This window comes from Bordetella genomosp. 13 (assembly GCF_007679965.1).
Classification (GTDB): Bacteria; Pseudomonadota; Gammaproteobacteria; order Burkholderiales; family Burkholderiaceae_B; genus Bordetella.
Genome location: NZ_VEHL01000011.1, coordinates 188,322 through 201,775, shown reverse-complemented (window position 1 = coordinate 201,775; position 13,454 = coordinate 188,322). Strand labels below are relative to the sequence as shown.

The window sequence follows — 13,454 nt, the reverse complement described above, 5'->3', positions numbered from 1 at the left end:
ATGACACCCGAAGAGATAACACAGCAGTTCCTGGCGCAGGTCGGTGATGGCGATTCGATTGCCGGCCTGCTGTACAAAGGCCTGCACTGGCAGGACGCGTGGCGAGGCGCCGAGATACGGCAATGCATCTTCGAAGAGAATCGGTTCGCCGATACGGAATGGCAGGCTTGCCATGTGGACACGACGATTTTCGTAGGCGGCAATTGGTCGCGCATGGCGTTGAAGGATTGCGTCTTCTCGAATTGCCGGTTCGTGGACTGCGTGTTCGATGCCAGTACGTTCAACGCGCACCAGTTCGTCGGCTGCGCGTTCGAACGATGCGTGCTGCGCGGCTGCGACGCCTCGGAGGGCGCGGTGGTCAACAGCGAAACGCTCGACCTGCGTATCGAGGACTGCCGAATCGAGAAGTGGGTACTGACCGGCAGCCAGGACGTCCGGTTGCACTTCAAGGACTCTTCGTTCCTGCATCTGGCGTTGGCGGATTTCGATTTCTCCGGTCTGGCGATCGAGAACAGCCGCTTCACGAACCTGATCGCACTGGAGTGCACGGCCAAGGACTACGACTTTTCCGGCCTGCATCTCGTGCAGAGCCAGTTCACCGACAGCCACATGGCGGGTTGCGACTTCTCGCGGGCGGAATTGTCCCAGTCGTGCTTCAAGGGATGCGACCTCGAGGCGTGCCGGTTCGACCGGGCCACGCTCCGGCAGGCCTTGTTGCTGGAGGCGAATGCGGCGTACGCGGTGTTTGCCGGCGCGCAGATGGAATGCGCCAATCTGGCGGGCGCCAACTGCGAGCGCGCCGTGTTCCGCGGCGCCGACCTGAACATGGCGATCCTGAACCAGTGCAACCTGCAGCACGCCGATTTCGGCGAGGGCAGGATGCCGTTCACGGATTTTTCCTATTCCAACATCAGCCACGCCGATTTCCGCGGCGGGCAGTTCATGCGCAGCAAGCATCATGCGGTGATCGACGGCGGTACGCGCTACGGCGGCCGCGACGGCATTCTCGCGCCGGACCGTGAGCTGCTGCAGGCCGAGCAATGGGTGAGACGATGATCCAACGCAGACAGGACAGCGACGCGCAGGCGGACGTTGGGCAACAGGCCGATCCCGGACAGCCGGATGCGCTGCATCCGCTGCTGCAGCGCAAGGCCAACGTCTATACCGGAGACGCTCCCATCCACGGCGCGTTTCGGGTGGATGCCGCGGACGACATCGGGTTCATCGTCGGCGATCAGGCGCGTGGACGCCAGTACCCGGTCAGGCGGGCGGCCAGCTGCCTGCTGATGCCGCAGCCCGGCGACAAGGTGCTGGTATCGGGCGATGCGGCGGGCGGCCTGTACATCATCGCGGTGCTGGAGCAGGCCCAGCGCGGCAGCACGACCTTGCACGTCGAGGGCGAACTGGCCCTGTCCGCCGACGTGCTGGCCCTGAAGGCAACGAGCCGCGTGTCACTGGAGACCGATGCGTTCGCGCTGCGCGCCCGGTCGGGCGCCGTGGATGCGGCGGACTGGACGGTCAAGAGCCACTCGTACACCCTGGCCAGCGTGAACCTGAGCGTAGCGTCCATCGCCGCCCGGTACACGGGCGACCATCGCGAGTCGTATTTCCAGTCGGTGCGTGAAACCACGGGCCAGTCCACGCGCTACGTCGCGGGCACGGATACGGTCCAGGCAGTCAACCTGGACTATGCCGCCGATTTCATCGCCCGCCTGAGCGGCGACACGACCTTCATCAACGGCGAGACCCTGGTCAAGGCCGACGGCAAGCAGATTCTCGTGGGATAGCCGGGCGGCGCCCCTTATCGGAGGAAAAGAACATATGTTCGCAAACGCGCAGTTCGGTGGCATGGACCTGGGATTTCCCGACATATGCAAGACGCCGTTGCCACCCATCCCCTATCCGAACATGGCGTTCGGGCCCATGACCATTCCTGTGGCCTTCAACATCCTGCTTTGCGGCGGGCCGTGGCATAACATCATGAGCGTGCGCCCGATCTCGCTGGGCGACACGCCGGGTATCGGGGGCGGGCTGATCTCGCAGACGGTGATGTCGCGGCAGCAGCACCTGACCGGGGCGTTCACGGTCATCGTGCGGGGAACGCCCAGCACCCGGGTCACCAGCCTGGGGCCGACGAACCTGATCAATTGTCCGTCGGTGCGCGTGGTGCCCAGCCAGATCAAGACGCTGGTGCTGGCGCCGTGATGCCTGCCGGTGCGGCACGTCATCGCGTCAGGCCGCTGATCTAAAACTCGGGGATTCGAGAATCGTTATGGAAACTCTGGTGGCGTTGCTGGCCTGGACCATCGACAAGGTCTGGCCGTTTCCCGTATTCATCATCTGCCTGGTGCTGATCGTGCTGGGCATTGCGCGGCTGATGGGCGTGCAGCAGGGCAGCGTGCCGTTGATGGTGGTGCTCGTCCTGCTGATGATCTGCATTCCCTTCGGCACGCCGGTATTGCTGATCTGGGGGCCGGGCATGATCTCGCCCCTGGTGTATCGCTACGGCACGCCGGGGCAGGCGGTGATCGTGTCGTCCAGGGAGACGGGCAACGTCTACAACAACCGGCCCGTGCTGCGCTATGCCGTGTCGCTGCAGAAGGCCGATGGCGTACGCATCGACACGAAGTTCGACAGCTCCGATTTCAACGTCTATCCGTCACGGAGCGAAGTCGTCTATCCGGCCGCGGGCAGGCCTTTTCCGGTGCGCTATCTGGACAGCCGGCCGGAGAATTTCGTCATCGTGATGGATGGCGGCGGGGCGGCGGCCAGGTCCGCGCGATGACGGCATGGCATGATTGCTGCCCGTAAAGGCGCGCTGAGGGCACTGACGGCGCCATGCGATCTACGCCGGACGTGCCCGTCACATTGGGCCCGCTCGAAGGCCTCTCCAAGGACAGCCCATGCCTGACATCGACGAGTATCCCCTGCAGATCGGACCCGGCTACATCTGCTTCTGGGAAAACAGCGAGACCGGCGAATACTCGGCTCCGGAAGACGAAGCGCACTTCACGTATGCCTTCATCCAGGAGAAATTGGCCGAAGTGTTCGCGGTGCCCGACAGCTTCATCGGCGTGACCGACGCGCACGGCAACACGCTGCAGTTCGACGTCCAGTTGCCGGACGAGATCTGGCTGGATATTCCGTTGCTGGACAAGGCCGGGTCGCTGAGAAAGCAGACCGACCTGGCCGAGGCGCAGGCGTTGATCGGTCGACAAGCCGATGACCTGGGCACGTTGGAGATCGATGGGCTGATGTTCCAGGCGTGGGAATAGCGTCTTTCGGCCTACCGGCCGGACAGGTGCGCCAGGTAGGCGTGCCGAAAGTTCTCGGGCAGTTCGGCCAGCACCGCTTCGCACGCGGCCGCTGGGAAGGCGATTTCCCCTTCGCCCCAGCGGTCGTATTCCATGCAGATTCGAAGCGTGCCCTTGCCGAGATCCGCCCAGCAGTGATCCAGCCCGCCTCCGTGCTGGAGCTGCCAGCCGTGGGCCGCGAGCCAATCGCGCAGGGCATACCAATCGTCCGTGCGGATACTTGCAATGCGGATCGTGTCCATGCTGCCACCTGCCGCTGGGTTGGACGAGTCTGTCGCGGGCTCGCGGAACCAGTGTAGCGGCGGCCGTGGCACCCGCCCACAACAAAAAACCCGCAGGGCCTGTCGCCGTGCGGGTTTCTGGACTTGCTTGAATCCTGGCAGCAGCCAGGACCCGATATCTGGCGGAGAGGGTGGGATTCGAACCCACGGTACGGGGTTACCGTACGCCTGATTTCGAGTCAGGTACATTCGACCACTCTGCCACCTCTCCGGGTATCCGTTTTTCCTTGTCAAACCCCTTAGAGCCTGACCTGGAACGATCGCCTGCAGCATCTGGGTTTTTCAACCCTGGGGGTGTTGCCATCCCCGCGCCGTGGTCGTTTGGCTTTCGTCCGGACCTTCGCTTCCGTAAAAGCGAAGACCGCGACTATACCAGAAAATTTATTGCTGGGTAAACGTCCCGGCCACTTTTCGCCGAAGAACCGTTCCGGCAGGCCGGACGTCCTCCAGACGGACGAACCGCCGCGCCCGATTCCTTGTCAGAATGGCGTTCCCGCTCCCGCTCCCGCTACCCGCCGGCCCGCATGCAACTCCTCACGCTCCTGCTGCTTGCCGCCGTCCTCTGCGTGCCGCTGGCCACGCGGCTGGGCCTGGGCGCCATTCCGGGCTACCTGCTGGCGGGCATGCTGATCGGTCCGTCCGGGCTGTCCATGGTCTCCGACGTGCCCGCCATCCTGAGTACCGCGCAGTGGGGCGTGGTGATGATGCTGTTCCTCGTGGGCCTGGAACTGGCGCCCGCGCGCCTGTGGGCCATGCGTCGCGAGGTCTTCGGCGTGGGGGCGCTGCAGATGGCGGCCTGCGGCCTGCTGCTGGGCGTGACGGTCGGCCTGGGGCTGCGCCACCTGGCCGGCATGACCTGGGTCGGCGCGATGCTGTGCGGGCTGTCGCTGGCGCTGTCGTCCACCGCCGTGGCCCTGCGCCTGCTGGAAGAGCGCGGCCTGTTGCGCACCCCGCTGGGGCGTTCGGCGCTGGGCGTGCTGCTTTTCCAGGACATGGCCGCCATTCCCATGCTGGTGGCCGCCGGCCTGCTGGGCGCGGATGGCCAGTCCGAGCCCTCGGCCGACGCGGCGCTGCTCGCGGTGGCCGTGGTGGCGGTGGGCTACAAGCTGCGCCTGCTGGACTGGGCTGCCCGCTCGCAGCTGCACGAGCTCTTCACCGCCGCCGCGCTGCTGGTGGTGCTGGGCACCGCGCAATTATTCGACTATGCCGGCCTGTCGGCCGGGCTCGGGGGCTTCCTGGTCGGGGTGCTGCTGGCCGATTCGCGTTATCGCGACGAGCTGGAACGCAACATCGAACCCTTCAAGGGGCTGCTGCTGGGCCTGTTCTTCCTGGCCGTGGGCATGTCGGTGAACCTGCACGAGGCGCTGGTGTACTGGCCATACGTGCTGCTGGGCGTGCTGGCGCTGCTGGTGCTCAAGGGCATCGTGCTGTACGGCATCGCGCGCCTGGTGGGGCTGCCGCAGTATCACCGCCTGATGTATGCGCTGGTGCTGGCGCAGGGCGGGGAGTTCAGTTTCGCCATCTTCGCCGAGTCGCTGGACAACCACATCGTCACGCAGTCGCAGAGCGACCTGCTGACCATTGTGGTGGCCCTGTCGATGGGCGTGGCGCCGCTGGTGCTGAAACTGGCCGAGCGCCTGCCGCCGCGCTATGGCGGCATCCGGGGCATGGCGGTGCGGCCGGCGGGGTTCCAGGAGCCGGAGAACCCGGTGGAGGATGCCGTTCATCTTCCCTCAAGCCGGCAGGAGTAGCATGCCGGATGTCACTGTCCCCGTAGATCCCGCGCCCGGCGGCTACACTTGCCGTCCTGCGCATTCCTCTGTAGGAGCACGTTCATGCTGAAAGGTAAAGTCGCCGTCGTCACCGGTTCCACCAGCGGCATCGGCCTGGGTATCGCCACCGCCTTCGCGCAAAACGGCGCGGACGTGGTGTTGAACGGTTTCGGCGACGCCGCCGAAATCGAGAAGCTGCGCGCCGAGCTGGCCGCGCAGCATGGCGTGAAGGTGCTGTACGACGGCGCGGACCTGTCCAAGGGCGAGGCCGTGCGCCAGCTGGTGGCCAACACGGTGCAGAGCCTGGGCCGCATCGACATCCTGGTCAACAACGCCGGCATCCAGCACACCGCGCTGATCGAGGATTTTCCCGTCGAGAAGTGGGATTCGATCATCGCCCTGAACCTCTCCGCCGTGTTCCACGGCATGGCCGCCGCGCTGCCGCACATGAAGAAGCAAGGCTGGGGCCGCATCATCAACATCGCCTCGGCGCACGGCCTGGTGGGCTCGCCCAGCAAGTCGGCCTACGTGGCCGCCAAGCACGGCGTGGTCGGCCTGACCAAGGTCGCCGCGCTGGAAGCCGCGGGCCAGGGCGTCACCGCCAATGCCATCTGCCCGGGCTGGGTCCGCACCCCGCTGGTCGAGAAGCAGATCACCGCCATCGCCAAGGACAAGGGCATCTCGCAGGACGAGGCCGCGCGCGAGCTGCTGGGCGAGAAGCAGCCCTCGCTGCAGTTCGTCACGCCCGAGCAGCTGGGCGGCACCGCCGTGTTCCTGGCCTCGGACGCGGCCGCGCAGATCACCGGCGCGTCGATCTCGGTCGACGGCGGCTGGACGGCGCGCTGAGCGCATCACCCTCAAGGAAAAAATCACCATGCTGTTCCTGCTGTCCCCCGCCAAGAAGCTCGACTACGACTCGCCCCTGCACGTGCAGACGCACACGCAGCCGCTGTTCGTGGATCAGGCCGCCGCGCTGATCAAGGTGCTCAAGACGAAGTCCGCCGAAGACATCGCCGGCCTGATGGACCTGAGCGCGGCGCTGTCCGAACTCAACGTCTCGCGCTATGCCTCCTGGAAGCGCAGCTTCACGCAGGCGAACTCGCGGCAGGCGGTGCTGGCCTTCAACGGCGACGTGTACGAAGGCCTGCAGGCGGGCAGCCTGTCCGAGCGCCAGCTCGAATGGGCGCAGGAACACGTGGTGATCCTCAGCGGCCTGTACGGCGCGTTGCGTCCGCTGGACCTGATGCAGCCGTACCGCCTCGAGATGGGCACGCGCCTGGAAACCGCCAAGGGCGCCAACCTGTACGAGTACTGGGGCACCACCATCGCCGACTACCTGAACGAGCGCCAGGACGGCAAGCGCGGCCCGGTGGTCGTCAACCTGGCGTCCGAGGAATACTTCAAGTCGGTGGACCGCAAGGCGCTCAAGGCCCGCGTGGTGCAGTGCGTGTTCCAGGAATGGAAGAACGGCGCCTGGAAAATCATCAGCTTCCACGCCAAGCGCGCCCGCGGCCTGATGGCGCGCTACGCCATCGAGCACAAGATCGCCAAGGTCGAGGGCCTGCAGGGCTTCGACGCCGAAGGCTATGCGTACGACGCGAGCGCTTCCACCGAAGACAAGCTGGTGTTCCGCCGCAAGCAGGACTGATCCGCCCGCAGGCGCCGCCGCTGCCTTCGCAGGCAGCGGCGGTTTTTTCTATGCCGACGGACCGTCGTGGTCGTGGAGGAAATGCCTGCACGGCGGCGCGGGCCGCGTGCGCACCGGGCTGCCGGTCGTCAAGCCGTCGCCGTGGGCTGCGTGGCCGGCCGCACGGTGGGCTCGGCCAGCCCGATCAGTTCCTGTCGGATCTGCGTGCCCGCGCGCAGCATCTGCTTCAGCGGATAGGCCAGCGCGGCCAGTTCGCCGTCGGTCTCGAACTGGCTGGGCAGCGCGGCGGGGGCGGGACGGTTCTCGTCCAGCAGGTCCAGGATGCATTCCAGCGCGGTGCGCATGCTGTCGGGCATCTGCGGCAGCGCGGCCAGCAGCGGCATCGACGCCGTGATCTGCGAGGCCAGCACGTGGTTCTGGATCAGCAGGTTGTTGAACTCCGGCACGTTCACCTGGTGCGACTGAGGCTCGCTCATCATGCGGTAGAACGCCTCGGCATAGTTGCTGAAGGCAATGTGCACGTTCTTGCGGGCCAGGCGCCAGGCCACGTCGGCCTCGAGCGCTTCGGCCGAGGCCTCGGCGGTCAGTTCGGCCGGCGCGATGCCCGCGTTGCGCTGCACGGCGCGTACGTACTGCAGCCCCGCCTGCAGGTATTCGCGGTTGGCGCGCGTGGCGGCCTGCGCCAGCGGCTTCATGTAGCGTGCCTCCCACCACGGCAGCACGTAGCTGCACACCAGCGCCACGGCGCAGCCCAGCACGGTGTCCAGCGCGCGCTCGCTGATCACGGCCAGCGACACCGTGTCCGGCGCCACGAAATGGAACACCAGCACCACGTACAGCGTGTTGAAGATGGCGCTGCCCATGTAGTTCAGCAGCACCAGGCTGTTGCCCATGATGCATGCCGCCAGCAGGGCGGCGAAGAGGATGGCCGGCTTGTCGGTGATGGCGAACAGCCCCAGCGCCAGCAGGCAGCCGATCAGCGTGCCCATCAGGCGCCAGCCGTTGCGCTGGCGGGTCAGCGCGAAGCCGGGCTTCATGATGATGATGATGGTCAGCAGTACCCAGTAGCTGTGCGCGGCCAGGTTGGTGGCCAGCACGCTGCCGATCAGCCCCATGGCCACGGCGGCAGCCAGCGCGACCCGCACCGCGTAGCGGAAATGCGGCGAATCGAGGCGCAGGTTGCTGGTCAGCATGCCCAGCCGCAGCTCCTGCCGCGACATGAAGCGGGTCAGCGACTTGTCGATGCGCAGGTCGCTGGTGGGTTCGGGATGCACGCTGTCCTGCGTGTCGACGGCCAGCCGGTCGACGATGCGGGAGGCGTTGCGCAGGCGCCGCAGCACCTGCACCAGCAGGGCGATGATCTCGGGGTCCTTCTTGGTGATCTCATGGTTGCGCAGCTGTTCGATCTCGTATTCGATGGCGCGCAGCTCGGCGCGGGCGCTGCTGCGGTACTGCGTGGCGCGGGCGCGCGACACGTCCAGCGCGATGCGGTTCAGTTCCAGCGACATCTTCACCATGGCGTCGCGCACGAACAGCAGCACGTCGTGGCCGGCCAGCACGCGGCGCAGCGTGGCGTAGTCGGTCTGCGTGGCCACCAGCGTGTCCAGCAACTGCAGCATGTCGACGAACATGTTCCACAGCATGGTGCGCGCGCCGTCGCGAAAGCCATGGCCGCGCGGCAGGCTGCGCAGCACCACGTCGCGCGCGGCCTGGTGCTTCTCGGTCATGACCGACTGGCTCTGGATCAGGCGGCGGTACGACTCGTCCATGTCTGCGGTCTCGTCGTAGAAGCTGGCGCGCGCGGCCATGTAGTCGGCCGTGGCGAACAGCGCCACCGACATATTCTGGCGCTCTTCGCGCAGCCAGAAGATGCGGCTGAAGCCCAGGCTGAAGGCCACGTAGAACAGCGCGCCGCCCAGCGTGGCGGCCGAGTGCACGAGGATCTCGCTGGGGTGCAGCGGCGAGTGCATGGTCAGCGTCATGATCAGCAGGCCGGCGAAGCCGATCAGCCCGCCGCGCTTGCCGAACACCGAGAACATCGAGAACACGAAGCACTGCAGGATCACCACCAGCCACAGCAGCACGGGGAAGGTCGAGGCCATGCCCGTCAGCGTGACGGCGACCGTGCCCAGCAGGGCGCCGCCCAGCATCTCGTTGGCGCGGTGGCGCTGGGGGCCGCCCGGCTGGTCGATGATGGCCACGCATTGCGCGCCGAAGGTGGCCACCAGGCCGGTGGCGTAGTGCCCGAACAACACGCCAAGCACCAGCACGGGCAGCAGCATGCCCGCGGCCTGCCGCACGCCGCCGAAGAAGTAGTGGCTGTACAGAAAGCGCCGGATGCTGGCGATGCGCAAATCCATGGTGCGTGCGGGGTGACCGTAGAGAGATGCCAGGATGGGCCATGCGTAGCCCGATCAGGGCTGGTGCTTCACGACAGTATAGTTAAGTACGACCCCTTTTTGCCGCCGGGCCGCCCCAAGGCAAAAAGCGCCCCCTTGGGGGGCAGCTAGCCGAAAGGCGCGGCGTGGGGGCATCGAACGACGGTCTTTTTACACACGGATAAACGATTTGCTCCCGCTGCCGCAACGCGGTAAAGTTCCCCGCTTGCGCCGGAAGCCTATCCGTACCGGCGCGCGGGACAGCGGGCCCGCCGGACCACCTACCGGTCTGCCCGCCCCAGCATTATCTGCCGTTGGCCGCGCCAAAAGCGTGTGTTGCCAAGGCTTCCATTTCGACCTCCGACGTCCGCACTCCGGGCGTTTTGCACTGCGATCCTGACGGGCGCGTGCCGGGTCGGCAGGGTGTCCGGGTGGCGTGGCTCCGTGAGTCGCTAAGCGCCGGTCATGTTGTCGAGACGGTTCTCGTTCAGTTGCCGCCGTATCAGGGCGGGCAGCAGCCAGGCGAGCAGGGCCGGTTATGAAAGGAATACAACATGGAAACCAATGGCGCCGATATCGTCGTGCGCTGCCTGGCCGATGAGGGCGTGGAACACGTCTTCGGCTATCCCGGCGGCGCGGTGCTCTACATCTACGACGCAATCTTCAAGCAGGACAAGTTCCAGCACATCCTGGTGAGGCACGAGCAGGCCGCCGTCCACGCCGCCGATGCCTATTCGCGCGCCTCGCAGAAGGTCGGCGTGTGCATCGTCACCAGCGGCCCGGGCGTCACCAACGCCGTCACCGGCATCGCCACCGCGTACATGGACTCCATTCCGATGGTGATCATCAGCGGCCAGGTGCCCACGGCGGCCATCGGCGAGGACGCCTTCCAGGAGTGCGACACGGTCGGCATCACCCGTCCCTGCGTCAAGCACAACTTCCTGGTGCGCGACGTGAAGGACCTGGCCGAGACCATGCGGCGCGCGTTCTACATCGCGCGCACCGGCCGTCCCGGCCCCGTGCTGGTCGACATTCCCAAGGACATCACGCTCACCCCCTGCAAGTACGTGCCGCCCAAGGGCGAGATCAGCATGCGCTCGTACGCGCCCGTCAACAAGGGCCACCAGGGGCAGATCAAGAAGGCCGTGCAGATGCTGCTGCAGGCCGAGCGGCCCATGATCTACACGGGCGGCGGCGTGATCCTGTCCGAGGCCTCCACCGAGCTGCGCCAGCTCGCGGCACAGCTCGGCGCGCCCGTCACCAACACGCTGATGGGCCTGGGCGCCATGCCCGCCAGCGACCGCCAGTTCGTCGGCATGCCCGGCATGCACGGCACGTACGAAGCCAACATGGCCATGCAGCACTGCGACGTGCTGCTGGCCATCGGCGCGCGCTTCGACGACCGCGTCATCGGCAATCCCAAGCACTTCGCCCAGAACGCGCGCAAGATCATCCACATCGACATCGACCCCTCGTCGATCTCGAAGCGCGTGCGCGTCGACGTCCCCATCGTGGGCAACGTCAAGGACGTGCTGCAGGACCTGATCGCGCAGTACGAAACCGCCCGCGCCGAAACCAGGCCCGCCTCCATCGAGAAGTGGTGGCAGCAGGTCGAGGCCTGGCGTGGCCGCGAGTGCCTGAAGTACGCGAATTCCGACGAGGTCATCAAGCCGCAGTTCGTGGTCGAGAAGCTGTGGGAAGTGACCGGCGGCAATGCCTTCGTCACCTCCGACGTGGGCCAGCACCAGATGTGGGCCGCGCAGTACTACCGCTTCAACGACCCGCGCCGCTGGATCAACTCCGGCGGCCTGGGCACCATGGGCGTGGGCCTGCCGTACGCCATGGGCGTGCAGATGGCCAACCCGGGCGCGCAGGTTGCCTGCATCACGGGCGAGGCCTCCATCCAGATGAACATCCAGGAGCTCTCGACCTGCCAGCAGTACCGCCTGACGCCCAAGATCGTGTGCCTGAACAACCGGTTCCTGGGCATGGTGCGGCAGTGGCAGCAGATCGACTACGGCTCGCGTTATTCCGAGTCGTACATGGATTCGCTGCCCGACTTCGTCAAGGTCGCCGAGGCCTACGGCCACGTGGGCCTGCGCATCGAGCGTCCCGCCGACGTCGAGCCGGCGCTGCGCGAAGCATTCGTGAAGCACAAGGATCGCCTGGTCTTCCTGGACTTCATCACCGACCGCACCGAGAACGTGTGGCCGATGGTGAAGGCCGGCCGCGGGTTGACCGAGATGCTGCTCGGTTCCGAAGACCTGTAGGAGGAAAGCGATCATGAAACACGTGATTTCGGTGCTCATGGAGAACGAACCCGGCGCGCTGTCGCGCGTGGTCGGCCTGTTCTCCGCGCGCGGCTACAACATCGAGACGCTGACCGTGGCGCCCACCGAGGACGCCACGCTGTCGCGCCTGACGGTCGTCACCGTCGGTTCGGACGAGGTGATCGAACAGATCACCAAGCACCTGAACCGCCTGGTCGACGTGGTGAAGGTGGTCGACCTGACCGAAGGCGCCCACATCGAGCGCGAACTGATGCTGATCAAGGTTCGCGCCGTGGGCAAGGAACGCGAAGAGGTCAAGCGCATGGCCGACATCTTCCGCGGCCGCATCATCGACGTGACCGACAAGTCCTACACCATCGAACTGACCGGCAACCAGGAAAAGATCCAGGCTTTCATCGAGGCCCTGGACCGCAGCGCCATCATGGAAACCGTGCGCACCGGCGTGTCCGGCATCGGCCGCGGCGAACGCATTCTCAAGCTTTGAGCGGCGCGCCGCGCCAAACAAATCCCGCATTCAACACATCAAACATTCGAAGATACCGGAGCAACCCATGAAAGTTTTCTACGACAAAGACTGCGATCTCTCCCTCGTCAAAGGCAAGACCGTCGCCATCATCGGCTACGGCTCGCAAGGCCATGCCCACGCCCTGAACCTGCATGATTCGGGCGTCAAGGTCGTGGTCGGCCTGCGCAAGGGCGGTGCCTCGTGGAACAAGGCCGCCAACGCCGGCCTGGAAGTCGCCGAAGTGGCCGACGCCGTCAAGCGCGCCGACATCGTCATGATGCTGCTGCCCGACGAGAACATCGCCTCGGTCTACCGCAACGAAGTGCACGCCAACATCAAGGCCGGCGCCGCGCTGGCCTTCGCCCACGGCTTCAACGTGCACTACGGCCAGGTCGTGCCGCGCGAAGACATCGACGTCATCATGGTCGCGCCCAAGGCCCCCGGCCACACCGTGCGCGGCACCTACAGCCAGGGCGGCGGCGTGCCGCACCTGGTGGCCGTCTACCAGGACAAGTCGGGCGCCGCGCGTGACGTGGCCCTGTCTTACGCCAGCGCCAACGGCGGCGGCCGTGCCGGCATCATCGAGACCAACTTCCGCGAAGAAACCGAAACCGACCTGTTCGGCGAACAGGCCGTGCTGTGCGGCGGCGCCGTCGAACTGATCAAGGCCGGCTTCGATACGCTGGTGGAAGCCGGCTACGCGCCCGAAATGGCGTACTTCGAGTGCCTGCACGAACTGAAGCTGATCGTCGACCTGATCTACGAAGGCGGCATCGCCAACATGAACTACTCGATCTCGAACAACGCCGAATTCGGCGAGTACGAGACCGGCCCGAAGATCGTGACCGACGACACGCGCGCCGCCATGCGCCAGGCCCTGAAGGACATCCAGAACGGCGAGTACGCCAAGCGCTTCATCCTGGAAAACGCCGCCGGCGCCCCGACGCTGACCTCGCGCCGCCGCATCAACGCCGAATCGCAGATCGAGCAGGTCGGCTCGAAACTGCGCGCGATGATGCCCTGGATCGCCGCCAACAAGCTGGTCGACAAGACCAAGAACTGATGCCCGCGGCGCGGTAGGTGGGCCTGCGGGTCCACCTACCGCGCCGGGTATCGAACCAGGCCGGCTTCGGTCGGCAACCTGGCACCATACGGCACGCCTGTCCGGGCGTGCCGTTTTCTTTTGCGCCGGGCATGACAAGGAAGAGGCAGCCAGCATGGCAGGGGGGGGGGGCGACGTTTTCTGACTGAATTCTGAATGTAGT

General features: G+C 65.9%; 13 protein-coding genes and 1 tRNA gene. 11 read left to right on the top strand and 3 right to left on the bottom strand.

Annotation, left to right across the window (positions count from 1 at the left end; genetic code table 11):
- The 5 genes from FS845_RS23850 (at nucleotide 1) to FS845_RS23830 (ending at nucleotide 3,275) form a co-directional block, all read left to right on the top strand.
- Nucleotides 1–1,056, top strand: coding sequence for a pentapeptide repeat-containing protein (locus tag FS845_RS23850; protein WP_144640171.1), 1,056 nt, complete (start codon nucleotides 1–3; stop codon nucleotides 1,054–1,056).
- A complete protein-coding gene (locus tag FS845_RS23845; protein WP_186332399.1) occupies nucleotides 1,053–1,787 on the top strand; it encodes a DUF3540 domain-containing protein in 735 nt (244 codons plus the stop codon). Before FS845_RS23850 ends, FS845_RS23845 begins: the two co-directional genes overlap by 4 nt.
- A 34-nt stretch (nucleotides 1,788–1,821) precedes the next feature.
- Entirely contained in the window at nucleotides 1,822–2,205 is a 384-nt protein-coding gene (locus FS845_RS23840; protein ID WP_144640165.1) for a DUF4150 domain-containing protein, read from the top strand.
- A 67-nt stretch (nucleotides 2,206–2,272) separates the two neighbouring features.
- Entirely contained in the window at nucleotides 2,273–2,785 is a 513-nt protein-coding gene (locus FS845_RS23835) for a hypothetical protein (RefSeq protein WP_144640162.1), read from the top strand.
- Between the two features lie 118 nt (nucleotides 2,786–2,903).
- Nucleotides 2,904–3,275, top strand: a complete 372-nt coding sequence (locus FS845_RS23830; protein WP_144640160.1) for a hypothetical protein — start codon at nucleotides 2,904–2,906, stop codon at nucleotides 3,273–3,275.
- 11 nt (nucleotides 3,276–3,286) lie between these two features.
- Here the strand turns inward: FS845_RS23830 and FS845_RS23825 are convergent, their stop codons facing one another.
- Together FS845_RS23825 and FS845_RS23820 are read right to left on the bottom strand one after the other, a co-directional pair.
- Nucleotides 3,287–3,556 (bottom strand): hypothetical protein, encoded by a 270-nt coding sequence (locus FS845_RS23825; protein WP_144640157.1) that lies wholly within the window; start codon nucleotides 3,554–3,556, stop codon nucleotides 3,287–3,289.
- A gap of 159 nt (nucleotides 3,557–3,715) precedes the next feature.
- Nucleotides 3,716–3,806: transfer RNA gene (locus FS845_RS23820), tRNA-Ser, on the bottom strand.
- 313 nt (nucleotides 3,807–4,119) lie between these two features.
- Between FS845_RS23820 and FS845_RS23815 the strand changes: the two genes are divergently transcribed.
- The 3 genes from FS845_RS23815 (at nucleotide 4,120) to yaaA (ending at nucleotide 7,015) form a co-directional block, all read left to right on the top strand.
- Nucleotides 4,120–5,346, top strand: coding sequence for a cation:proton antiporter (locus FS845_RS23815; protein WP_144640154.1), 1,227 nt, complete (start codon nucleotides 4,120–4,122; stop codon nucleotides 5,344–5,346).
- 84 nt (nucleotides 5,347–5,430) lie between these two features.
- Entirely contained in the window at nucleotides 5,431–6,213 is a 783-nt protein-coding gene (locus tag FS845_RS23810) for a 3-hydroxybutyrate dehydrogenase (RefSeq protein ID WP_144640152.1), read from the top strand.
- Nucleotides 6,214–6,241: 28 nt separating this feature from the next.
- Complete coding sequence (gene yaaA, locus FS845_RS23805; RefSeq protein ID WP_144640149.1) at nucleotides 6,242–7,015, top strand: peroxide stress protein YaaA; 774 nt, start codon at nucleotides 6,242–6,244, stop codon at nucleotides 7,013–7,015.
- Between the two features lie 128 nt (nucleotides 7,016–7,143).
- On the opposite strand, the gene FS845_RS23800 is transcribed toward yaaA, so the two are convergent.
- Nucleotides 7,144–9,375, bottom strand: a complete 2,232-nt coding sequence (locus FS845_RS23800; RefSeq protein WP_144640145.1) for an FUSC family protein — start codon at nucleotides 9,373–9,375, stop codon at nucleotides 7,144–7,146.
- A 572-nt stretch (nucleotides 9,376–9,947) separates the two neighbouring features.
- On the opposite strand from FS845_RS23800, the gene FS845_RS23795 reads away from it, so the two are divergent.
- The 3 genes from FS845_RS23795 (at nucleotide 9,948) to ilvC (ending at nucleotide 13,252) form a co-directional block, all read left to right on the top strand.
- On the top strand, nucleotides 9,948–11,663 hold the full coding sequence (locus FS845_RS23795; RefSeq protein ID WP_144640142.1) for an acetolactate synthase 3 catalytic subunit: 1,716 nt from the start codon (nucleotides 9,948–9,950) through the stop codon (nucleotides 11,661–11,663).
- A gap of 13 nt (nucleotides 11,664–11,676) precedes the next feature.
- Nucleotides 11,677–12,168, top strand: coding sequence for an acetolactate synthase small subunit (ilvN, locus tag FS845_RS23790; RefSeq protein ID WP_144640139.1), 492 nt, complete (start codon nucleotides 11,677–11,679; stop codon nucleotides 12,166–12,168).
- A gap of 67 nt (nucleotides 12,169–12,235) precedes the next feature.
- Nucleotides 12,236–13,252 carry a ketol-acid reductoisomerase gene (gene ilvC / locus FS845_RS23785; protein WP_144640137.1) on the top strand — a complete coding sequence of 339 codons (1,017 nt, stop codon included), beginning with the start codon at nucleotides 12,236–12,238 and terminating at the stop codon, nucleotides 13,250–13,252.
- Nucleotides 13,253–13,454 lie beyond the last annotated feature (202 nt).

Excerpts from the sequence above, each read along its gene's own strand:
- FS845_RS23840 (WP_144640165.1), top strand. The coding sequence starts at position 1,822 with ATGTTCGCAAACGCGCAGTTCGGTGGCATGGACCTGGGATTTCCCGAC.
- FS845_RS23845 (WP_186332399.1), top strand. The coding sequence starts at position 1,053 with ATGATCCAACGCAGACAGGACAGCGACGCGCAGGCGGACGTTGGGCAA.
- yaaA (WP_144640149.1), top strand. The coding sequence starts at position 6,242 with ATGCTGTTCCTGCTGTCCCCCGCCAAGAAGCTCGACTACGACTCGCCC.
- FS845_RS23850 (WP_144640171.1), top strand. The coding sequence starts at position 1 with ATGACACCCGAAGAGATAACACAGCAGTTCCTGGCGCAGGTCGGTGAT.
- FS845_RS23800 (WP_144640145.1), bottom strand. The coding sequence starts at position 9,375 with ATGGATTTGCGCATCGCCAGCATCCGGCGCTTTCTGTACAGCCACTAC.
- FS845_RS23795 (WP_144640142.1), top strand. The coding sequence starts at position 9,948 with ATGGAAACCAATGGCGCCGATATCGTCGTGCGCTGCCTGGCCGATGAG.
- ilvC (WP_144640137.1), top strand. The coding sequence starts at position 12,236 with ATGAAAGTTTTCTACGACAAAGACTGCGATCTCTCCCTCGTCAAAGGC.
- FS845_RS23825 (WP_144640157.1), bottom strand. The coding sequence starts at position 3,556 with ATGGACACGATCCGCATTGCAAGTATCCGCACGGACGATTGGTATGCC.
- FS845_RS23835 (WP_144640162.1), top strand. The coding sequence starts at position 2,273 with ATGGAAACTCTGGTGGCGTTGCTGGCCTGGACCATCGACAAGGTCTGG.
- FS845_RS23810 (WP_144640152.1), top strand. The coding sequence starts at position 5,431 with ATGCTGAAAGGTAAAGTCGCCGTCGTCACCGGTTCCACCAGCGGCATC.
- FS845_RS23830 (WP_144640160.1), top strand. The coding sequence starts at position 2,904 with ATGCCTGACATCGACGAGTATCCCCTGCAGATCGGACCCGGCTACATC.
- FS845_RS23815 (WP_144640154.1), top strand. The coding sequence starts at position 4,120 with ATGCAACTCCTCACGCTCCTGCTGCTTGCCGCCGTCCTCTGCGTGCCG.
- ilvN (WP_144640139.1), top strand. The coding sequence starts at position 11,677 with ATGAAACACGTGATTTCGGTGCTCATGGAGAACGAACCCGGCGCGCTG.